The sequence below is a fragment of the Streptomyces sp. NPDC046759 genome (assembly GCF_040645475.1).
Taxonomy (GTDB): Bacteria; Actinomycetota; Actinomycetes; order Streptomycetales; family Streptomycetaceae; genus Streptomyces.
This window is the reverse complement of sequence record NZ_JBEYYJ010000004.1, coordinates 227,218-247,171: the sequence shown is the minus strand read 5'-3', so window position 1 is coordinate 247,171 and position 19,954 is coordinate 227,218. Positions and strand designations below refer to the sequence as shown.

The 19,954-nt window shown below is 70.8% G+C and carries 19 protein-coding genes and 1 pseudogene; 10 read left to right on the top strand and 10 right to left on the bottom strand.

From position 1 onward, the window contains the following. Positions 1 to 57 precede the first annotated feature (57 nt). Entirely contained in the window at positions 58 to 942 is an 885-nt protein-coding gene (locus ABZ919_RS07775; protein ID WP_361243889.1) for a hypothetical protein, read from the bottom strand. 318 nt (positions 943 to 1,260) lie between these two features. Here ABZ919_RS07775 and ABZ919_RS07770 point away from each other — a divergent pair, with 318 nt between their 5' ends. Next, positions 1,261 to 2,979 (top strand): glycoside hydrolase family 18 protein, encoded by a 1,719-nt coding sequence (locus ABZ919_RS07770; RefSeq protein WP_361243887.1) that lies wholly within the window; start codon positions 1,261 to 1,263, stop codon positions 2,977 to 2,979. A gap of 131 nt (positions 2,980 to 3,110) precedes the next feature. Here the strand turns inward: ABZ919_RS07770 and ABZ919_RS07765 are convergent, their stop codons facing one another. Next, positions 3,111 to 3,527, bottom strand: coding sequence for an ATP-binding protein (locus ABZ919_RS07765; RefSeq protein ID WP_361243885.1), 417 nt, complete (start codon positions 3,525 to 3,527; stop codon positions 3,111 to 3,113). A gap of 205 nt (positions 3,528 to 3,732) precedes the next feature. Here ABZ919_RS07765 and ABZ919_RS07760 point away from each other — a divergent pair, with 205 nt between their 5' ends. Together ABZ919_RS07760 and ABZ919_RS07755 are read left to right on the top strand one after the other, a co-directional pair. Beyond that, positions 3,733 to 4,584: a helix-turn-helix transcriptional regulator gene (locus tag ABZ919_RS07760; protein WP_361243883.1), complete on the top strand. Its 852-nt coding sequence runs from the start codon at positions 3,733 to 3,735 to the stop codon at positions 4,582 to 4,584. Between the two features lie 2 nt (positions 4,585 to 4,586). Beyond that, entirely contained in the window at positions 4,587 to 4,790 is a 204-nt protein-coding gene (locus tag ABZ919_RS07755) for a DUF397 domain-containing protein (protein ID WP_361243881.1), read from the top strand. A 4-nt stretch (positions 4,791 to 4,794) separates the two neighbouring features. Here ABZ919_RS07755 and ABZ919_RS07750 read toward each other — a convergent pair whose 3' ends face one another. From ABZ919_RS07750 to ABZ919_RS07730, 5 genes and pseudogenes are all read right to left on the bottom strand, one after another. Beyond that, complete coding sequence (locus ABZ919_RS07750; RefSeq protein WP_361243879.1) at positions 4,795 to 5,370, bottom strand: hypothetical protein; 576 nt, start codon at positions 5,368 to 5,370, stop codon at positions 4,795 to 4,797. An 87-nt stretch (positions 5,371 to 5,457) separates the two neighbouring features. Beyond that, positions 5,458 to 5,619: pseudogene (locus ABZ919_RS07745) on the bottom strand (GntP family permease); the annotation flags it as partial. An 89-nt stretch (positions 5,620 to 5,708) separates the two neighbouring features. Next, positions 5,709 to 6,119 carry a RidA family protein gene (locus ABZ919_RS07740; RefSeq protein ID WP_361243877.1) on the bottom strand — a complete coding sequence of 137 codons (411 nt, stop codon included), beginning with the start codon at positions 6,117 to 6,119 and terminating at the stop codon, positions 5,709 to 5,711. Between the two features lie 16 nt (positions 6,120 to 6,135). After that, positions 6,136 to 6,897 carry an IclR family transcriptional regulator gene (locus tag ABZ919_RS07735; RefSeq protein WP_361243875.1) on the bottom strand — a complete coding sequence of 254 codons (762 nt, stop codon included), beginning with the start codon at positions 6,895 to 6,897 and terminating at the stop codon, positions 6,136 to 6,138. Beyond that, positions 6,894 to 7,925 carry a sugar kinase gene (locus tag ABZ919_RS07730; RefSeq protein WP_361244093.1) on the bottom strand — a complete coding sequence of 344 codons (1,032 nt, stop codon included), beginning with the start codon at positions 7,923 to 7,925 and terminating at the stop codon, positions 6,894 to 6,896. Before ABZ919_RS07730 ends, ABZ919_RS07735 begins: the two co-directional genes overlap by 4 nt. A 158-nt stretch (positions 7,926 to 8,083) precedes the next feature. Between ABZ919_RS07730 and ABZ919_RS07725 the strand changes: the two genes are divergently transcribed. Both ABZ919_RS07725 and ABZ919_RS07720 read left to right on the top strand, forming a co-directional pair. Then, on the top strand, positions 8,084 to 9,355 hold the full coding sequence (locus ABZ919_RS07725; RefSeq protein WP_361243874.1) for an amino acid deaminase: 1,272 nt from the start codon (positions 8,084 to 8,086) through the stop codon (positions 9,353 to 9,355). A gap of 25 nt (positions 9,356 to 9,380) precedes the next feature. After that, complete coding sequence (locus ABZ919_RS07720; RefSeq protein WP_361243872.1) at positions 9,381 to 10,991, top strand: D-aminoacylase; 1,611 nt, start codon at positions 9,381 to 9,383, stop codon at positions 10,989 to 10,991. Positions 10,992 to 11,010: 19 nt separating this feature from the next. Here ABZ919_RS07720 and ABZ919_RS07715 read toward each other — a convergent pair whose 3' ends face one another. Both ABZ919_RS07715 and ABZ919_RS07710 read right to left on the bottom strand, forming a co-directional pair. Continuing rightward, a complete protein-coding gene (locus ABZ919_RS07715; RefSeq protein WP_361243870.1) occupies positions 11,011 to 11,844 on the bottom strand; it encodes a serine protease in 834 nt (277 codons plus the stop codon). A 210-nt stretch (positions 11,845 to 12,054) separates the two neighbouring features. After that, complete coding sequence (locus tag ABZ919_RS07710) at positions 12,055 to 12,963, bottom strand: hypothetical protein (protein ID WP_361243869.1); 909 nt, start codon at positions 12,961 to 12,963, stop codon at positions 12,055 to 12,057. A 390-nt stretch (positions 12,964 to 13,353) separates the two neighbouring features. Here ABZ919_RS07710 and ABZ919_RS07705 point away from each other — a divergent pair, with 390 nt between their 5' ends. Together ABZ919_RS07705 and ABZ919_RS07700 are read left to right on the top strand one after the other, a co-directional pair. Continuing rightward, on the top strand, positions 13,354 to 14,565 hold the full coding sequence (locus ABZ919_RS07705; RefSeq protein ID WP_361243867.1) for a pyridoxal phosphate-dependent aminotransferase: 1,212 nt from the start codon (positions 13,354 to 13,356) through the stop codon (positions 14,563 to 14,565). An 87-nt stretch (positions 14,566 to 14,652) separates the two neighbouring features. Further along, the gene (locus ABZ919_RS07700) at positions 14,653 to 15,075 is read left to right on the top strand and encodes a hypothetical protein (protein WP_361243865.1); all 423 of its coding nucleotides are present in this window, start codon (positions 14,653 to 14,655) and stop codon (positions 15,073 to 15,075) included. A gap of 431 nt (positions 15,076 to 15,506) precedes the next feature. On the opposite strand, the gene ABZ919_RS07695 is transcribed toward ABZ919_RS07700, so the two are convergent. Continuing rightward, entirely contained in the window at positions 15,507 to 17,324 is a 1,818-nt protein-coding gene (locus tag ABZ919_RS07695) for a phosphoenolpyruvate carboxykinase (GTP) (protein WP_361243863.1), read from the bottom strand. Positions 17,325 to 17,691: 367 nt separating this feature from the next. Between ABZ919_RS07695 and ABZ919_RS07690 the strand changes: the two genes are divergently transcribed. The 3 genes from ABZ919_RS07690 (at position 17,692) to ABZ919_RS07680 (ending at position 19,899) form a co-directional block, all read left to right on the top strand. Next, positions 17,692 to 18,405 carry a hemolysin III family protein gene (locus ABZ919_RS07690; protein ID WP_361243861.1) on the top strand — a complete coding sequence of 238 codons (714 nt, stop codon included), beginning with the start codon at positions 17,692 to 17,694 and terminating at the stop codon, positions 18,403 to 18,405. Positions 18,406 to 18,492: 87 nt separating this feature from the next. Continuing rightward, entirely contained in the window at positions 18,493 to 19,134 is a 642-nt protein-coding gene (locus ABZ919_RS07685; protein ID WP_361243859.1) for a TetR family transcriptional regulator, read from the top strand. A gap of 33 nt (positions 19,135 to 19,167) precedes the next feature. Further along, a complete protein-coding gene (locus tag ABZ919_RS07680; protein ID WP_361243857.1) occupies positions 19,168 to 19,899 on the top strand; it encodes a Mut7-C RNAse domain-containing protein in 732 nt (243 codons plus the stop codon). The last annotated feature ends 55 nt before the right edge of the window (positions 19,900 to 19,954 follow it).

Sequence of the window (19,954 nt, the reverse complement as noted above, 5' to 3'; positions counted from 1 at the left end):
AGCCGTGCAACCTCATTGGGGGAATCGGTCGGGCGGGATGCGTACGGGGTGGTCTGGTCAGGCGGGCGTTCGCTGTTCCAGGGCGGGGGGCGCGGCGGGTTCGTGGGCGGGCGGGGTGGCGGAGCAGAAGACGCAGCGGTCACCGATGACGTCGAGTCCGCACCAGTGGCAGCTGGACTGCCGCACCGAGGTGACCAGTTGGTACAGCACGGACAGGTCGGCGAGATAGCTGCAGAACTCGGTCATCCGGCCGGTTCCCCACCACAGCGGGGACTCGGCGGGCAGGGGGACTTCGCGCAGCCCGTGCACGCTCCACTGTCCCGCAAGGCCGGCCACCCAGTCGCCCTGCGCCTGCTGCCCCTTGGCGACGAGCATCCAGGTGCTGAACTCGGGCCCTTTGAGCGTGGCGCCGGGCTGTACGCGCACGAGCTGCGGCTCGGGATGGGCGAGTACGGCGAACTGGCTGCCGGGCACCCAGGACTTGGCGTGCGCCTTCAGCCCGACCGGCACCCGGTCCAGCCTGGCGACGGAGCCGAGCACGGCCCCGGCGTGGAGGTAGTGGGTGAGCAGGCGCCCGGCGGAGGCGAGCACGCCCGGGCTCAGGTCGCAGGAGGCGAGCTGCCGCAGCTGCCGGGCGAGCACGGCGATGCCGAGGGGCGGCAGGTGCGGCCGGAAGAGGGCGATGCGGTCGCTCTCCAGCAGCGAGCGCAGGGTGTACAGCCGTCGTACGACCGGCTCCGGGGTGGCCGTCGAGCAGACGACGACCACATGGCCGTACTGCTCGGTCAGGGCGTGCAGTTCGGTGAGGGTGTGTTCCAGCGGCCGCCGGTCGAGGCCGCTCAGCACGACGGCCGGCACGGTCCGTTCGTCCTGTGCCGGCAGTGCCAGGTCGGCACTGGTCACCGCAATGGCAGTTGGCACGCGCAGCTCCCCGCTCTTCACACCCGCCGGCCCACCGGGGTTACTCCAGTGCGCCGGGACGACTTCACTGCGTGACTACCTGAGCACTGTATCCACGGCCGTATGGCCGGAGAACAGCGTTTGTGAAGCTCGCGCGGAACTCGCTCCGTACAAGTCCCGGCAAATGCGGACAGGTTGAGCGGCCATCCGAAAACAGTTCTGGTCTGGACCTCTTGACACCCCGATTGGTCTGGACCAACTTGTAGGCCGACGGTGTCCACCGCTTCTCCCCCTCCCCGCTCCCCGCCGAGGGGCCGCCAAGGCTCCTCGCCGAACTCGACTCCCCCACCGGAGGCCCCAGTGGACCATGCACCAGGCATACCCAGACCCCGCGGACGGCGAATCACCCTGTGGTCCGCCGCCACGGCCCTGGCCCTCTCCGTCGCGGGCCTCGCCGCCACCCCCGCCTCCGCCGCCGACGTCAACAACGTCAAGAACGCGGGCTTCGAGTCGGGCCTCGCCAACTGGACGTGCACGGCGAACAGCGGCACGACGGTCTCCTCCCCGGTGCACGGGGGCGCTGCGGCCCTGAAGGCGACCCCCGCCGGCCAGGACGACGCCCAGTGCACCCAGACGGTCGCGGTCAAGCCCAACTCGACGTACACGCTGAGCGCGTGGGTGCAGGGCGGCTACTCCTACCTGGGCGTGACGGGCACGGGCACGACGGACGTGTCGACCTGGACGCCGGACACGTCCGCCTGGAAGCAGCTGTCGACGACGTTCACGACCGGCGGGTCGACGACGTCCGTCACGGTCTACACCCACGGCTGGTACGCCCAGGCGGCCTACTACGCGGACGACGTCTCGGTCTACGGCCCCGACGGCGGAGGCGGCGGCGACCCGGCCCCGACCGTCCCGTCCGCGCCGTCCGGCCTGTCCGTCTCCGGTACGACGTCCTCCTCGGTGTCCCTGTCCTGGACCGGGGCGTCGGGCGCGACGGGCTACAACGTCTACCGCGACGGCACCAAGGTGACGGCGGTGACGGGAACGTCCGCGACCGTGACGGGCCTGTCGGCGTCCACGTCGTACACCTTCCAGGTGACGGCGACGAACGCGGCGGGCGAGTCGGGGAAGTCGGCACCGGTGACGGCCACGACGGCGTCCTCCGGCACGGGCGGCGGAGGCGGCGGCGCGCTGCCCAAGCACGCCGTGACCGGCTACTGGCAGAACTTCAACAACGGCGCCGCGGTCCAGAAGCTGTCCAACGTCCCGTCTTCGTACGACATCATCGCGGTGGCCTTCGCGGACGCGACGTCGACGCCGGGCGCGGTGACCTTCAACCTCGACTCCTCCGGCCTCGGCGGCTACACGGTCGACCAGTTCAAGGCGGACATCAAGGCGAAGCAGGCGGCCGGCAAGAAGGTCGTCGTCTCCATCGGCGGCCAGAACGGCACGGTGTCGATCAACGACTCGGCCTCGGCGACGAACTTCGCGAACTCCGTCTACTCCCTGATGCAGACGTACGGCTTCGACGGCTTGGACATCGACCTGGAGAACGGTCTGAACGCGACCTACATGACGCAGGCGCTGCGCGCCCTGTCGTCGAAGGCGGGCTCCTCCCTCGTCATCACGATGGCCCCCCAGACGATCGACATGCAGTCGACGTCGAACGCCTACTTCCAGACGGCCCTGAACATCAAGGACATCCTCACGGTCGTCAACATGCAGTACTACAACAGCGGTTCCATGCTGGGCTGCGACGGCAAGGTCTACAGCCAGGGCTCGGTCGACTTCCTCACCGCCCTCGCCTGCATCCAGCTCCAGGGCGGCCTGGCCCCGTCCCAGGTGGGCCTGGGCCTGCCGGCCTCCACGAGCGCGGCGGGCAGCGGCTACGTCTCGCCGACGGTGGTGAACAACGCCCTGGACTGCCTGACGGCCGGCACCAACTGCGGCGCCTTCAGGCCTTCCAAGACCTACCCGGACCTGCGGGGCGCGATGACCTGGTCGACGAACTGGGACGCGTCGGCGGGGAACGCGTGGTCGAACGCGGTGGGGGCGCATGTGCATGCGCTGCCGTGACGTGAGCTGCGCTTAGCCACGAAGCCCGGGCCCTGGGGGTCCGGGCGTCGGATCCTTCTGGAAGATCCGGTGCAGCGCCTCGTGCGACGAGCCGACCATCAGCTCTCCTTTCCATCACGGTGATCGACGAGCTACGCCGCCGCGAGTTCGCACCACACGTACTTCCCCCGGTCCCCGAACCGGGCCGTCGGCCGCCACCCCCAGTACTCCGCGCACGCCTTCACCAGTCCCAGCCCCCGCCCGTCCTCCCACTCCGACTCCGCGACCTGCTCCAGTGGACGCGGAGGATCCGGCGGCGCGGGGTCGGTGTCCCACGCCCCGATCCACACCATGCCCTCCGGGGTACGGCGGACCCGCAGCGCCGCCGGCCCCTTCGTGTGCCGTACCGCGTTGGAGACCAGTTCCGCCGCCAGCAGCTCCGCTGTGTCCGCGATCCCGATGCACCCGTGCAGGGTCAGGATGAGGCGGAGGGTGCGGCGGCAGACCGTCACCGCTCTGAGGTCGTTGGGGACGTAGAGCGTGTAGTCCCAGGACTCGGTTTCGGACATGCCTCATCAACTCCGGTCAGTGAGTGGGGCTTCGGCGCGCGGTGGCATTGCCGCAGCCGCCATGGCAGGACGGCGCGGTGCGCTTCCGCAGCGTGAGCGTTACGTCACCGAAGGTAGACATTAGACTTAAGGGTCAGCAAGCCGATCCCGTAATCTGACCCCGAACGAGTCGCACGATCAGGCCCGTTGAATCAAGGAGCGGCCGATGGGGACCAAGCGCGAACCCACAGCGCGGCAGATGCGGTTGGCCATGGAATTGCGACGGCTTCGGGAGGCAGCGGGCCTCAGCTCCCGCGAGGCGGCCGCGATGCTCGGTGTGAACTCCGTTCAGATCAGCCAGATCGAGGCCGGCACCTCAGGAGTGAGCGAGCAGCGTCTGCGTCGCATGGCTGCCAACTACGCGTGCGCGCAACCCGACCTGATCGAGGCGCTCGTGGCCATCGCATCCGACCGGACTCAGGGTTGGTGGGAAGCATATCGAGGGCAACTGCCCACGCCCTTCCTCGATCTGCCTGAGCTGGAGCACCACGCCGCCTACCGGTGGGACGTGGAGTTCCTGCACGTCCCAGGTCTTCTGCAGACCGCGGAGTACGCTCGCGGCCTCTTCTCGTACGTGAACCCCGAGTTCCCGAGCAGCGATGTGGACCTGTGGGTCGAGCACCGGATGCGGCGCCGCGTCATCATCGAGCGCCCGGATCCGGTGCCGTACGAAGCCGTGATGCACGAGGCGGCACTGCGTATCAGGGTCGGCGACCGGCGTGCAGCGCGTGGGCAGCTCAACCGCCTCCTGGAGCTCTCCGAGGCCGACCATGTCACCGTGCGGGTCATTCCGTTCGACCTCGATGACTTCGGCGGCGCGGGCAGCGCCATGGTCTACGCGGGCGGCCCCGTGCCCAAGTTGGACACCGTCGTCCGCGACGGCCCGAACGGCCCGGTCTACATCGATGCCGAGGCCCAGCTCAGCCGCTATCGAACGCTTTTCCGTAGGGTGGAGGCGGTCTCACTCGAGCCCCAGGGTTCGCGTGACTTCATTCACCGGCTGGCGAAGGAGCTGTGAGCATGCTGACCCCCGACATCTGGCAGAAGTCCTCCTTCTCGGGCGGCGGACAGGGCGACGCATGTGTGGAAGTCGCCAACCGCCGCGCCCACATAGCCGTCCGAGATTCCAAAACCCCGGCCGGAGCCACCCTCACCTTCCCCGCCGCCGCCTTCGTCCCCTTCGTCGAGGCGTTGAAGGGGACTTCCTCCACCAGGTCTGTCTGACCCGTCACTCGGAGTCTTCGGTGTCCTTCGACTTGTCGGTGTCGTCGAAGTACGCGTCCAGGACGGCGTCCAGCTGTTCGTCCCACTCCTTGAAGCGGGCCCTGGCCGCCGCCTCGATCTCGATCGGGTACCAGCGGCGGTCCGGGGTGTGCACGGTGATCGTGTAGCGCTTGCCGAAGCGGGGCGACTCCGTCTCGACGGCGGCGATCTCGTCCCAGCGGAACTCGCAGGACTCCTCGTCGAGGCGTAGGCGGACGCCCTTGCGGTCGGCCACGATTCTGGCGCGGCGGTCGGAGGCCTCGAAGGCCGGGCCGACGGCATCCGGGCCGTCGTCGGAGTCCGTGGGCTCCGAGGCCGCCTCCTCCGCCGGCTCGGGCGCCTTCGCGTCCTCCGGTTCCGGCGCCGCCTCCGCCGCCTCCGCCGTCTTCGGCGCGGCGTCCGCAGGCTCGGCGGACCTGGCCGGAGACGGGGCCGTGAGGCCGGGGATGAACGCCGGGTCGAAACCGGCGCCCGTGACGGGCGCGGCCTTCAACGGCTCGGCTTCCGACGGCTTGCTGCTCGCTCCTATGCGCTGCTCCACGGCGGCAGTATGGACGACTTCCCTGTGCCGGAACCAGTCAGCCCGCCCATCACCTGCTTCACTCACGCCACGTTCACACCGACACGTTCACAGGAACAGGCTCCCCACCGCCGCCACCGTGAACCCCGCCACCGACAGCACGGACTCCAGGACGGTCCACGTCCGCAGCGTGTCGCGTTCGCTGATGCCGAAGTACTTGGACACCATCCAGAACCCGCCGTCGTTGACGTGCGAGGCGGAGATGGAGCCGGGCAGGGGGGATCGCGGCGCGGCGGCCGGGGGTGCGGGCCGCCGTACCGTGAATGAGGGGGCGTGCGGGGGGTGAGGGATCGTCAGGCTCAGCCGAGTACGGCGAGCGCGTCGATCTCGATGAGGAGGCCGGCCGGGAGACCGACGTAGACCGTGGTCCGGGCGGCGGGCGGCTGGGTGAGGCCCTGCTCCTCGAAGTAGGTGTTGTAGATCTCGTTCATCTCGGCGAAGTGGTCCACGTCGGTCAGATAGACGCGGATCATCATCACGTCGTCCCAGGTCGCGCCGCCCTCCTCGAGGATCGCCGCGACGTTGGCGAGGGTCTGCAGGGTCTGTTCGCGCAAGGAGGGACCGGCCGGCGTCGGGGGCCTGCCGTCCTGGGCGGGCAGGAAGCCGACCTGGCCGGCGACCTGGAGGATGTTGCCCTTCCGCACGCCGTGGGAGAACTTCGCGGGCGGGGTGGTGTGCGTCTTCGGGGTGAGGGCGATCTTCTCGGTCATGCACGGTCCTTGTCTGTCATTCGGGGTCACCCACTGGCGTTCTTCCGGAGTACTCGCTGCTGATCGCGTCCGCGGTGCGGCGGACCTGCGGGAGCAGGCTGAGGAGTTCCTCGGCGGTGACGACCACGTTCGGCGCGGACACCGACATCGCGGCGACGACCCGGCCGTCGGCGCCGCGGATGGGGGCGGCGACGCAGTTGATGGACTCCTCGTGGCCACCGAGGTCGGTGGCCCAGCCCTGTTCGCGCACCGTGGCCAGTTCCTTGACGAAGGCCTCGGCGTCGGGGGTCGAACGGGCCGTGTAGAGGGGGTAGTCGAGCTTGTCCGCGACGGCGCGGCGCTCCGGCTCGGGCAGGTCGGCGAGGAGGAGTTTGGCCACGGCCGCCACCGTGATGGCGACGGGTCTGCCGATCCGCGAGTACATGCGGACCGGGTAGCGGCTGTCCACCTTGTCGATGTAGAGGACTTCGCCCTCCTCGTACACGGCGAGGTGCACGGTGTGGCCGCAGGCCTCGTTCAGCCGTACGAGGTGGGGGTGGGCGATCTCCCGGACGTCGAGGTTCTCCACCGCCTCCTGGGCGAGGGCGAAGAGGCGGGCGCCGAGGCGGTAGCGCTGGTCGGACTGGCGGTAGACCAGGCCGTGCTCGTGCAGGGTGCGCAGGAGGCGGAGCGCGGTCGATTTGTGTACGCCCAGGCGGTCGGCGACCTGACCCAGGTCGGCGGGGCCCTCGGCGAGCAGGGGCAGGATGCTCAGGGCGCGGTCGACGGTCTGACTCATGGGGTGTTCGCCTCCTGGGTGGCCCGCCCGGCCCGTGTCCAGCCGGGGGCGAGTCGCAGTCTCCCCCATGCGGTGCCGTCCAGGGCGGTCAGGCGGTCGGCGTGGTCCCGGGCGGGAGGTGCGGCCAGGTCGCCGGGGGTGGTGAGGGCCGCTGCGGCGAAGAGGTGGCCGAGCCGGAGGCGGGTCCTCAGGGAAAGGCCGCGCAGGGTGCCGGAGAGGAAACCCGCGGCGAAGGCGTCTCCGGCGCCGGTGGTTGCCACGACGTCCACGCGGAGGGCGGGCTCGCCGACGGCACGCCCCCTCCCGGACCGGCCGCGCTCGAACGCCGTTGCGCCCTTCGCCGCCTGCTTCACCACCAGCACCCGCGGCTCCGGCAGGGCGGCTCGGATCGCCTCCGGGCCGCCCGTGACGCCCCAGGCCTGCGCCGCCTCGTCCTCGCCGACGAAGACGACGTCCGCGCGCCGGGCCAGGGCCAGCAGCGCCAGCGGTCCCTCCTCCGTGCTCCACAGCGAAGGGCGGTGGTTGACGTCGAAGGAGACGAGGGGGCGGTCCGCAGCCGGGGCCGTCAGCTCGCTCACCAGGTCCCGGCAGTCTCCGGAGAGCGCCGCCGTGATCCCCGACAGGTGCAGCACCCGCCCCGCCCGCGCCGCCGCGAGGTCCACGTTGGCCACGGACAGCGCCGAAGCCGCCGAACCCGACCGGTAGTACGCCACCTCGTGGGCGCTCGTTCCCCGGTCGCCGGCCGTGCGGAAGTAGATGCCGGTCGGACGGGCCGGGTCCCGGGACACGGACGCGACGTCGACGCCGTACGCGGCGATGCCCTCCACCAGGTGCTGCCCGAAGCCGTCCGCTCCCACGCGGCTCACCCAGCGCGCGGTGTGTCCGGCCGCCGCCAGCACGCACGCCACGTTGGACTCGGCGCCGCCGATCGCGCGGTGGAAGGTGGGCACGTCCGCGAGGCGGCCCGGCCGGCCGGGCACGAAGGTGACCATGGTCTCGCCGAGCGCGACCACGTCCACCACGTCCATGGCAGAGCCCTTCACGGCGTAAGCAGCGTCCTTGATGATGACTCCTGTCCGATGCCGGGTCACGGCTCCGTTGACCCGATGTCGGCGAGATGCTAGACACCATTCAGCAGACCATGCAATGACCGTTGCAGATAATGCAACGGCGAGAGAGGGGCTCCATGAGCAGCGAAGCGCTCGCCCGGCTGGCCGAGGAACGCGTCGACCACCGCTTCAAGGGCCTCCCGCCGGACGCCGTCGGACTCACCGTCGGCGAACTGGCCGCCCAGCGCCGCAACCTCTTCGCCGAGGCCGACGGCTTCACCACGCCTGTCCTCGCCCTGTCCGCCGAGCGCCTGGAGCACAACCTGGCGCTCATGGAGATGTACGCCGCCCGGCACGGCCTCGCCTTCGCCCCGCACGGCAAGACCTCCATGGCTCCGCAGCTCTTCCACCGTCAGATCGAGCACGGCGCGTGGGGCATCACACTGGCGGTGCCGCACCAGGTGCGCGTCGCCCGGGCGTTCGGCATCCAGCGGGTCTTTCTCGCCAACGAGGTCGTGGACGCCGCGGCCCTGCGGTGGATCGCCACCGAACTCGCCGCCGACCCGGACTTCCGGTTCGTCTGCTACGTCGACTCCGTGCGCGGTGTGGAGGCGATGGACTGCGCGCTGCAGGGCTCCGCCCGGCCCGTGGACGTCGTGGTGGAGCTGGGTGCCGGCGACGGCGCGCGGACCGGTGTACGGACGGAGGCGGACGCCCTGGCCGTCGCCGAGGCCGTGGCCGGCACCGGGACACTGCGGCTCGTCGGCGTGGCGGGGTACGAGGGCGAGGTGCCGCAGGCCGACCCGGAGCGCGTGCGGGCGTATCTGCGGCGGCTGGTGGCGCTCGCCGCCGGCCTCGACGGGGCAGGGCACCTCAAGGACGCGGAGGAGATCGTCGTGAGCGCGGGCGGCAGCGCCTGGTTCGACGTGGTGGCCGACGTGTTCGAGGAGATCCGCGGGCTCTCCTCGCCCGTGCTGAAGCTGCTGCGCTCCGGGGCGTACGTCTCGCACGACGACGGGCACTACCGCCGGATCACCCCCTTCACCCGGGTCCCGGAGGAGGGTGCCCTGGAGCCCGCCTTCCGGCTGTGGGCGCAGGTGGTGTCCCGGCCCACGCCCGAACAGGCCTTCGTCAACGCGGGCAAGCGCGACGCGGCCCACGACCTGGACCTGCCCACCGCCCAGGTGGTACGCCGGAACGGTGTCGAGCGTCCGGCCGACGGGGTCACGGTGACCGGCCTGTCCGACCAGCACGCCTGGCTGCGCACGGAACCTGGCGCGGACGTCGAGGTCGGCGACTGGATCGGCCTCGGCCTGTCGCACCCGTGCACGTCCTTCGACAAGTGGCAGCTGATCCCGGTGGCCGAGGCGGACGGGACGGTCGTCGACTACGTCCGCACGTTCTTCTAGGTTCCAGGGCATCAGGAGGCCTGGTATGGAGGACCTGGTCATCCGGGACGCCGACGTCGTCGACGGCAGCGGCGGACCGTCGTACCGCGCCGATGTGGTGCTCGACGGCGGCCGGATCGTCTCGATCGTCAAGGAGGCCGCCGCGGCCGGCTGCCAGCGCCCGCGCGCCGTGCGGGAGCTGGACGCGGAGGGCCTGGTCCTCTCCCCCGGCTTCATCGACATGCACGCCCACTCCGACCTCGCCCTGCTGCGCGATCCCGACCACAGCGCGAAGGCGGCGCAGGGGGTCACGCTGGAGGTCCTCGGGCAGGACGGGCTGTCGTACGCGCCGGTGGACGACCGGACGCGGGAGGAGGTGCGGCGGGCGATCACCGGGTGGAACGGGTACGGCGACGACCTCGACCTCGACTGGCGCTCGGTCGGCGAGTATCTCGACCGCCTGGACCGCGGCATCGCCGTCAACGCGGCGTACCTCGTTCCGCAGGGCACGGTCCGCGCGCTGGCCGTCGGCTGGGAGGACCGCGCGGCGACCCCGCAGGAGCTGGACCGGATGCGGCAGTTGGTCGCCGAGGGGATGGAGCAGGGTGCGGTCGGGCTGTCCTCCGGGCTCACCTACACACCCGGCATGTACGCTCCGGATGCCGAACTGACCGGACTGTGCCGGGTGGTGGCGTCGTACGGCGGCTACTTCTGCCCGCACCACCGCTCCTACGGCGCCGGCGCCCTGGAGGCGTACGCCGAGATGGTCGCCCTCGCCCGGGAGGCCGGCTGTCCGCTGCACCTGGCCCACGCGACGATGAACTTCGGGGTGAACGAAGGCCGGGCGCCCGAGCTGCTGGACCTGCTCGACCGGGCGCTGGACGCCGGCGCCGACATCACGCTGGACACCTATCCCTACACCCCCGGCTGCACCACCCTGGCCGCGCTGCTGCCGAGCTGGGCGAGCGAGGGCGGCCCGGAGGAGATCCTGGCCCGGCTCACCGACCCGGCGGCGACCGCTCGGATCCGGCAGGACCTTGAGGTGACCGGCTCGGACGGCTGCCACGGCGTGCCCGTGGAGTGGGAGACGATCGAGGTCTCCGGTGTCACCGACCCCGCCCTCGGCCACCTCGTGGGCCGAACCGTCCGGCAGGTGGCCGGGCTGCGGGGCGAAGCCCCCTGGGAGACCGCCCGCCGGCTGCTGGTCGAGGACCGGCTCGGTACGACGGTGCTCCAGCACGTCGGTCACGAGGACAACGTCCGCACGATCATGCGGCACCGGACCCACACCGGCGGCTCCGACGGCATCCTCCGGGGCGACAAGCCGCACCCGCGGTCCTACGGCACCTTCCCGCGCTATCTGGGGCACTACGTGAGGGAGTTGGGTGTGCTCTCGCTGGAGGAGTGCGTCGCCCACCTCACCTCCCGGCCCGCGGCCCGGCTGCGGCTGCCGGACCGGGGGCTGGTGCGCGAGGGACACCGGGCGGACCTGGTGCTGTTCGACCCGGAGACGGTGGCGCCGGGTGCGACCTTCGCCGAGCCGCGCACGCTTCCCACGGGGATTCCGTACGTCCTGGTCGACGGCCGGTTCGTCATCGAGGACGGGAAGCGGACGGACGTACTGGCGGGGCGGGCGGTCCGTCGTACGCCGGTGTGACCGACCGCCTCCGCCGCCCTTACGGCTTGGGCAGGGTGCAGTCGGCCGCGGCGAGGTCCAGCTTGTTGCCCGTGGTGAAGCAGGCGGGGATCTGGTAGGTCTCCTCGGCGTAGTTGGTGCCCTGGTGGACGGTGACGCCGCCGTTCTCGTCCACCTCGCAGGGGTTGTCCACCGTGCAGCGCTCGCCGTCCTCGTTGCCGGTGTTGTTGACGGCCACGACCTTGCCGGTGGCGGTGTCGATGACCGGGGAGCCCGAGGTGCCGCCGATGGTGTTGCAGGTGGAGGTGTAGCGGACCGAGTCCTTCCAGGTCCAGTCGCCCTCCTTCAGCCGGTACACGAACCCGTCGATGCCGCAGCTGTAGGTCCGCTTCCAGTAGCCGGACACGACCTTGATGGCGGTGCCGGCGGTGGGGTGGGTGTCGTTCACGGTTAGCGGGCTGATCCCGTACGCGCTCTTGATCTGCGCGTAGGTGGTGGTCAGCCGGTAGATCGTGACGTCCGTGTCCGTCATGGTCGAGTAGACGACCTGGTTGGCGCGGAGGGTGGCGACTCTGGAACCGGATGCGTTCAGCAGCCCGAAGGAACGGCTGGAGGACTGGCCGGTGATGACCTCACCGGCGGCCGGGAAGCCGGTCTCCAGGCAGTGGCCGTTGGTGAGCACGAGCGCGGGGTCGCTGTCGGCGGAGCCGGGGAAACGGATGACGGAGCCGGAGCAGTTGCTGAGCGAGACGGTGCCGGCGAAGTTGACGGTCACCGCGGGCCTGACGGCGGTGTGCGGTGCGGCGACCGCGGGGGTCGCGCCCAGTCCGGCCATGGCCACGGAGGAGAGTACGGCAAGGAGAGGCTTGTTCATGTGGGGGTCCCCTCTTACGACTTGGGCGGCCGGAGATTTCCGGCCGCCCGTTCGTTTGTCATGCACATCTTCAGTGCAGTGAGGGGCGGGAACAAGAAGCCGGCTCAGGTCATAGGGGTTTCCCTGTGCGCAGACCGGCTATGCAACTTGCTTGAAACTCCCCGGACTTGAACGTTCCGCAAGCCGACCGAACAGGCCTGCGTCCGCCGGTCAGCGGGGATGTTTCGTCGGGCCGTGCCCATGGCTCCGGCCGCCGGGCGAGGCGGACCAGGAGACGGTCGGGCCGGCCTTCGTCACCGTGGGAGTGGGCGCCTGGGACGTGACAGGGGCCGCGGTGGAGGGCGGGGCGGTCGAGCCGCCGGGCGCGGACGCCCGGGACTCCCCGACGGTCGGTGCGGCGGACGAGCGGGACGGTTCGCCGGAGGACGGGCCGACGGCGGACGAGCCGGTCGCGGCCGGGGAGCCGGCGTCCGTGCGGGGGCTCGCGCCGGCGGAGTCTCCGGCGGCCACCCGCCCGCCGCCGGCCCGACCGGACCCGTCCGGGGCGTGCGCGTGCGAGCCGCCCGCCATCGCGGCGATCACCGCGACGGCGCCGGCCACCCCCAGCGCCCCGGCGACGGCCGCCACCCTCCGGCGGCCGCCCGTGCGCCGCCCGGCACGCCGCCGCGCGGCCCGCCCCTCGCCGGGCGGGGACTGGTCGGTCGGCCCGGGCAGCGGTGGCAGCTCACGGGTCTCGTCGTAGGCGTTCTGCCAGCCGTGCGCGGCAGCCGGGTCGGCGTACTCGTCGTACTCCGGAGCGGCGGACGCCTGCGGGAGGTACACGTTCGACGCCACCGAGTCCGCCGGCGTGCGGCCGGCTTCCGACGGCCGCCACGCCGACTCCGCACGCTCGCCGCCCGACGGGACCGAGGCCGGGGCCGGCTGCGCGCTGCGGGCGTTCGGCAGGGCCTGCGCCGGCTTGCGGGTGTTCGGCAGGGCCTGCGTCAGTCGCGCGTCGCGGTCGTCCGGCAGGGCCTGGGTCTGCTCAGCGCCGTGTACGTTCGGCAGAACCTGCGTCGGCTGCGCGGCGTACGCATCCGGCAGAGCCTGACCCGGTGCGGCGCCGTACCCGACCGGCAAGACCTGCCTCGGCTCAGCGCCGTACCCGACCGGCAAGTCCTGCGTCGGCCCGGCGGCACCGTACCCGTTCGGCGGAACCTGCGTCGGCCCGGCGGCACCGTACCCGTTCGGCGGATTCCGGAGTGACTCACCCGGTCCGCGCATGCCGTCCGTCCCCGTCTCTTCGTGCATCCCCGCCCCACTCCGCCTCGCTGTCCGCACAAGCCGCCCGTTCGGGCCCGCCCCCCGGCAGGCCCCGCCGCGCCCGGTTCGGCCTGGCGGAGCGGCACCGCATTTTAGGGAAGCAAGTGGCTCCTGAGACAGCCATCGGCGATATCCGGGCAAACCGCCGTGTCTCACGTGTCGGAAAACACGACCCAGGAGGCATTACCGGGCCGTAAGCTCACCGTCATGCAGGTGATCCAGTCGACCAAGCTCGCCAACGTCTGTTACGAGATCCGGGGCCCGGTTCTCGAGGAGGCCATGCGGCTTGAGGCGGCGGGGCACCGCATCCTCAAGCTCAACACCGGCAACCCGGCCGCGTTCGGCTTCGAGTGCCCCCCGGAGATCCTGGAGGACATCCTCCGCAACGTCTCCAGCGCGCACGGCTACGGCGACGCCAAGGGCCTGCTGGCCGCACGCCGCGCGGTCGTCATGCACAACCAGACCCTCGGCATCGAGACGGACGTCGAGCACGTCTTCATCGGCAACGGCGTCTCCGAGCTGATCGTGATGGCCATGCAGGGCCTGCTCGACGACGGCGACGAGGTCCTCGTACCGGCACCGGACTATCCGCTGTGGACCGCCGCGGTGTCCCTGTCCGGGGGTACGGCCGTGCACTACCGCTGCGACGAGCAGTCGGACTGGATGCCCGATCTGGCGGACGTCGAGCGCAAGGTCACCGACCGCACCAAGGCCATCGTCGTCATCAACCCGAACAACCCCACGGGCGCGGTGTACGACGAGGCCGTGCTGAAGGGCCTGACCGACATCGCCCGCCGGCACAACCTGCTGGTCTGCTCCGACGAGATCTACGACAAGATCCTCTACGACGGCGCCACGCACACCCCGACCGCGAAGGTCGCCCCGGATCTGCTCACGCTCACCTTCAACGGCATGTCGAAGGCGTACCGGGTGGCCGGCTACCGGGTGGGCTGGATGGCGATCTCCGGGCCGCGCGCCCATGCCGACTCCTACATCGAGGGCCTGACGATCCTGGCGAACATGCGCCTGTGCGCCAACATGCCGGGCCAGCACGGTGTCGTGGCGGCGCTCAGCGGACGCCAGTCGATCAACGACCTGGTGCTTCCGGGCGGCCGGCTGAAGGAGCAGGTGGACACCGCGTACGAGCTGCTGACGCAGATCCCGGGCGTGAGCTGCGTCCGGCCCAGAGGCGCGCTGTACCTCTTCCCCCGCCTCGACCCCCAGGTCTTCAAGATCAGGGACGACCGGCAGATGGTCCTGGACCTGCTGCGCCAGGAGAAGATCATGGTGGTCCAGGGCACCGGCTTCAACTGGCCCGAGCCCGACCACTTCCGGGTGGTGACCCTGCCGTCGGTCGGCGATCTCCGGGACGCGGTCACCCGGATCGGGAACTTCCTGGACGGCTACAGCCAACCGTAGTCGACGGACTCCGTTCCGTGACCCAGGTCAACTTTAGACGAAATCCAAGCTAGGATGGCTTCCTGTCAGCGCACAGGAGGCCATCCCATGTACGAACCGATCCGCACCAAGTCGGTCCACAGCCCGATGGCCGGCACCACCGCGGACTTCCCGCACCGTTCGCGCGAGGAGGAGCTGGACATCCAGCTCGCCGGGCACCTCACCGCGCTGCTCGCCGTGACCGACGAGCTGCGCGCCCTGGCCCCCTCGGACGACCTGGACACGGCCGCCGAACGGCTCGCCGGCCAGGTGGCCCGGCTCCGGGGCGGACGCGCACCCCTGCGCTCGACGCCCGCCGCGACGGGCGATCCCGCGGCGGCACTGCACCGGCGCGCGCACACGCTCGCGGGCCGCGCCCTGGTGGTCGCCGCCTCGCGCGCCGACACGGCGGCGGCGATCCTCGCCGCCGAGCGGATGGACGCGCACGCCGACGCCCTCTCGGAGCCGAAGGAACTGAGCAGCACCGCCTGAGCCCTGCCGGGCCCCCGATCGGCCCCGGTCCGCGTGCACCCGCAGCGACGCGCGGACCGGGAGCCACAGACTCCGCCGCTCCGGCCGGCTTGCTGGGTTGCGGTGTGGCCGGCCCGCACGACCGGTCGGTCCACTGCAACCCGCGGTCCCCCGGATGCAGGCGTCTGCGGGTACCCCACGCCCCACGTCCGACACCGCACCCGCCGACCCCCGCCCGCCGGCAGATCTACCGCACCCTCGACGCCATCGACAGCTACAAGGTGCAGGCGACCGAGGTGATGGCCTCGACGGTCGCCTCCGCGACAACTGACCGCGGACGGCCGAGGGCCCCGCACGCCTTGCTGCGGGGCCCCGGGGGGTTGTGTCCACGACCGGCCGGGACGATCGCTGGTCAGGGCACGGCGGCCGGCCGTGGAGTCTTCGGGGTGCGGTCAGCCCAGACGTTCCACCAGCGCGTGGTACTGGTCCCACAGCTCCTTCGGGGTGTGGTCGCCGAAGGTGTTGAGGTGCTCGGGGACCAGGGCCGCCTCCTCGCGCCAGACGTCCTTGTCGACGGTGAGCAGGAAGTCCAGGTCGGACTCGGAGAGTTCCAGACCGCTGGTGTCCAGCGCTCCCTTGGCCGGCAGTACGCCGATCGGGGTCTCGACGCCCTCGGCCCTGCCGTCCAGCCGGTCCACGATCCACTTCAGGACGCGCGAGTTCTCGCCGAAGCCGGGCCAGACGAACTTGCCCTCGTCGTTCTTACGGAACCAGTTGACGTAGTAGATCTTCGGCAGCTTGGACTGGTCCTTGTCCTTGGCCACGTCGATCCAGTGGGCCATGTAGTCGCCCATGTTGTAGCCGCAGAACGGCAGCATGGCGAACGGGTCGCGGCGCAGCTCACCGACCTTGCCCTCGGCGGCGGCGGTCTTCTCGGAGGCCACGTTGGCACCGAGGAAGACGCCGTGGTTCCAGTCGAAGGACTCGGTGACCAGCGGCACCGCGCTGGCGCGACGGCCGCCGAAGAGGATCGCCGAGATCGGCACACCCTTGGGGTCCTCCCACTCCGGCGCGATGATCGGGCACTGGGAGGCGGGCGTGGTGAAGCGGGCGTTGGGGTGCGCGGCGGGCTCGGCGGACTCCGGGGTCCAGTCGCGGCCCTTCCAGTCCGTCAGGTGGGCCGGGGTCTCCTCCGTCATGCCCTCCCACCACACGTCGCCGTCGTCGGTGAGGGCGACGTTGGTGAAGACCGAGTTGCCCCACAGGGTCTTCATCGCGTTGGCGTTGGTGTGCTCACCGGTGCCGGGCGCGACGCCGAAGAAGCCGGCCTCGGGGTTGATCGCGTACAGGCGGCCGTCCTCGCCGAAGCGCATCCAGGCGATGTCGTCGCCGATGGTCTCCACGGTCCAGCCGGAGATCGTGGGCTCCAGCATGGCGAGGTTGGTCTTGCCGCAGGCGCTCGGGAAGGCGGCGGCGACGTACTTGGACTCGCCCTGCGGCGGGGTGAGCTTGAGGATCAGCATGTGCTCGGCGAGCCAGCCCTCGTCACGGGCCATGACGGAGGCGATACGCAGCGCGTAGCACTTCTTGCCGAGCAGGGCGTTGCCGCCGTAGCCGGAGCCGTAGGACCAGATCTCGCGGTCCTCGGGGAAGTGCGAGATGTACTTGGTGGAGTTGCACGGCCACGGAACGTCCTCCTGGCCCTCCTCCAGGGGGGCGCCCAGGGAGTGGACGGCCTTGACGAAGAAGCCGCTGTCACCCAGCTCGTCCAGGACGGCCCGGCCCATGCGCGTCATCGTGCGCATCGACACGGCGACGTAGGCGGAGTCGGTGATCTCCACGCCGATCGCGGACAGCGGGGACCCCAGCGGGCCCATGCAGAACGGGACGACGTACATGGTGCGGCCCCGCATCGAGCCGCGGAACAGGCCGTTCTCGCCGCTGAAGATCTCCCGCATCTCGGCGGGGTCCTTCCAGTGGTTGGTCGGGCCCGCGTCCTCCTCCTTCTCGGAGCAGATGAAGGTGCGGTCCTCGACGCGGGCGACGTCACTCGGGTCGGAGGCGGCGTAGTAGGAGTTGGGGCGCTTGATCGGGTCGAGCTTCTTGAAGGTGCCCTTGGCCACCAGCTCTTCGCACAGCCGCTCGTACTCGGCCTCGGATCCGTCACACCAGACCACGCTGTCCGGCTGGGTCAGTTCGGCGATCTCGTTGACCCACGAGATCAGTTCCTGGTGGGTGGTGGGGACGGGAGCCGCGATGTCGCGCGCCACGATTGCTCCTAAGTGAGGGATTTTTACCCTTGTAAGGGATATTTCCTTGGGGCCCCGTGGGGGCTGCGACCCGGATGCTTCGCAGTCGTTCGACTGGGGGCGCTCATCCGGTGCCGACCGCACTCATTTGATCATCCGTCGTCCGTGCGCATATGTCCAGGGGGAGTCACAGGTGAGCAGCGTGAGGAAGGCCACGGTTTTCGCATCTTTCCTGCGTACCTCCGTGTTCCTTTACGTGCACGTTGAGTTCGCCTGAAGGACTTTTTGAACACGGTGATCGAGTCCTCCGTGAGATGATGGCCACTCTGCGACCCTCCTCCGGCCGTATCGGTCCGTAACCTACGGTTCCGTAGGTACGATGCGGCGCATGACTGCGTCCGCCCCCGACGCGCACACGGAGACGCCGGCCGACGGCCGCGGCCCCGTCGCGCTCTCCTTGCCGCACCCGGTCAAACCGAGGCTCCGAGGCTGGCTGCACCTCGGCATGTTTCCGGCCGTGCTGATCGCGGGCCTCGTGCTCACCGCCCTCGCCGACTCCACCAGAGGCCGGGTCGCCTGCGGGATCTACGCCCTGACGGCCTGCCTGCTCTTCGGCGTCAGCGCGCTGTACCACCGGGGCAACTGGAGTCCCCGGATGGACGGCGTCCTGCGCCGTCTGGATCACGCCAACATCTTCCTGATCATCGCGGGCACCTACACCCCGCTGACCCTGCTGCTCCTGCCCGGCGGCAAGGGCCAGTGGCTCCTGTGGGGCATCTGGGCCGCCGCCGCGGCCGGCATCGTCTTCCGCGTCTTCTGGGTCGGCGCCCCCCGCTGGCTCTACACGCCCTGCTACATCGCCATGGGCTGGGCGGCCGTCTTCTTCCTGCCCGACTTCCTGCGCACCGGCGGCATCGCGGTACTGGTCCTGGTGGTCGTCGGCGGCCTGCTGTACAGCGCCGGCGGAGTGGTCTACGGGATCAAACGGCCGAACCCGTCACCACGCTGGTTCGGCTTCCACGAGGTCTTCCACTCCTTCACCCTCGCCGCGTTCGTCGTCCATTACGTGGGCATCTCGCTGGTGGCGTACCAGCACGGATGACCCTGCGCTCGTCGAGGGTGACTCTGTTGTGAGAGTTTCTCTCATTGTGCGGTGACTGTCACTCGCGCTGCCGGCAGATGCCGGACAATGACCGGCATGACGGCCGCACGTTCCCCCCTCTCCTCCTCCGACCGACCGCAGCCGGGCCTGCGAGAGCGCAAGAAGACCAAGACCCGGGAGGCGATCCGTGCGGCGACCTACGCCCTCGTCCGGGAGCAGGGCTACGACGCCACGACGATCGACCAGATCGCCGAGCGCGCCGAGGTGTCGCCGTCCACCGTCTTCCGGTACTTCCCGACCAAGGAGGACATCGTCCTCACGGACGAGTACGACCCGGTCATCCTGGCGGAGATCAGGCAGCGGCCCGCCGACGAACCCTGGGCCAAGACCATCCGGTACGTCCTGCACCGGGCGGTCCGGCTCGGCGCGTCCGAGGACGAGGAGGTGTCCCGGCTGCGCACCCGCCTCATGGTCCAGGTCCCGGCGGTACGCTCGCGGATGATGGAGAGCATGTCGGCCACCGGCCGCATGCTCTGCGAGGCCATCGGCGAGCGCACCGGACGCGCCCCGGACAGCCTGGAGGTCCGGGTCTACGCCATGTCCCTGATCGGCGGCCTGATGGAGACCTCCCTGTACTGGGCGGAGAACGACCACCGGGACGACTTCACGGCCTTGGTCGACCGCGCCCTGGACGTCATGGAGCACGGCCTGCCCCGCGAAAACCGCTGAGGCCGAAGCCGCCTCCCGTGCCATCCTGACACCGTGAACCGAGCCGAGATCCACGTCGACGTCGCGCCCGCGCTCCACCTGTTCGTGCCGGCCGCCCGACGCGCCGGAGCCACCCCGCTCGGCACCGACGGCGTCTCGACGCTCGGCCATGTCGTCGAGTCCCTCGGCGTCCCGCTCACCGAGGTCGGCACGCTGGTCGTGGACGGTCGCGAGGTGCCGGTTTCGCACATCCCGCAGGCGGGCGAGACGGTGCGGGTGCGCCCCGTCGAGCGTCCGCAGCGGGTCCCCGGCGCCCCGCTCCGCTTCCTCCTCGACGTCCACCTCGGCACCCTGGCCCGCCGCCTGCGCCTGCTCGGCGTGGACACCGCGTACGAGTCGACGGACATCGGCGACCCGGCCCTCGCCGCCCGCTCGGCGGCCGAGAAGCGGGTGATGCTCAGCCGCGACCGGGGCCTGCTGCGCCGCCGCGAGCTGTGGGCCGGCGCGTTCGTCTACAGCACCCGCCCCGACGACCAGCTGCACGACGTCCTCGACCGCTTCTCCCCCGACCTGAACCCCTGGACCCGCTGCACCGCCTGCAACGGCCTGCTGAAACAGGCCACCAAGGCCGAGGTCGCCGATCAGCTCAAGGGCGGCACCCGGCGGTCGTACGACGTCTTCGCCCAGTGCACGGACTGCGGCCGCGCGTACTGGAAGGGCGCGCACCACGACCAGCTGGAGGCTTTGGTGGAGCGGGCGTTGAGCATGCGTACGCACGGGGACTGAGTACCCCGGCCGATCTGCCACCGGGCCCGGGGCCACACCAGTGCCGCGACCCCGG

Coding starts and splice junctions, on each gene's coding strand:
- ABZ919_RS07685 (WP_361243859.1), top strand. CDS start 18,493: ATGACCGGCATGACGGCCGCACGTTCCCCCCTCTCCTCCTCCGACCGA.
- ABZ919_RS07735 (WP_361243875.1), bottom strand. CDS start 6,897: ATGAGTCAGACCGTCGACCGCGCCCTGAGCATCCTGCCCCTGCTCGCC.
- ABZ919_RS07755 (WP_361243881.1), top strand. CDS start 4,587: ATGCTGACCCCCGACATCTGGCAGAAGTCCTCCTTCTCGGGCGGCGGA.
- ABZ919_RS07700 (WP_361243865.1), top strand. CDS start 14,653: ATGTACGAACCGATCCGCACCAAGTCGGTCCACAGCCCGATGGCCGGC.
- ABZ919_RS07765 (WP_361243885.1), bottom strand. CDS start 3,527: ATGTCCGAAACCGAGTCCTGGGACTACACGCTCTACGTCCCCAACGAC.
- ABZ919_RS07740 (WP_361243877.1), bottom strand. CDS start 6,119: ATGACCGAGAAGATCGCCCTCACCCCGAAGACGCACACCACCCCGCCC.
- ABZ919_RS07690 (WP_361243861.1), top strand. CDS start 17,692: ATGACTGCGTCCGCCCCCGACGCGCACACGGAGACGCCGGCCGACGGC.
- ABZ919_RS07730 (WP_361244093.1), bottom strand. CDS start 7,925: ATGGACGTGGTGGACGTGGTCGCGCTCGGCGAGACCATGGTCACCTTC.
- ABZ919_RS07705 (WP_361243867.1), top strand. CDS start 13,354: ATGCAGGTGATCCAGTCGACCAAGCTCGCCAACGTCTGTTACGAGATC.
- ABZ919_RS07725 (WP_361243874.1), top strand. CDS start 8,084: ATGAGCAGCGAAGCGCTCGCCCGGCTGGCCGAGGAACGCGTCGACCAC.
- ABZ919_RS07720 (WP_361243872.1), top strand. CDS start 9,381: ATGGAGGACCTGGTCATCCGGGACGCCGACGTCGTCGACGGCAGCGGC.
- ABZ919_RS07760 (WP_361243883.1), top strand. CDS start 3,733: ATGGGGACCAAGCGCGAACCCACAGCGCGGCAGATGCGGTTGGCCATG.
- ABZ919_RS07715 (WP_361243870.1), bottom strand. CDS start 11,844: ATGAACAAGCCTCTCCTTGCCGTACTCTCCTCCGTGGCCATGGCCGGA.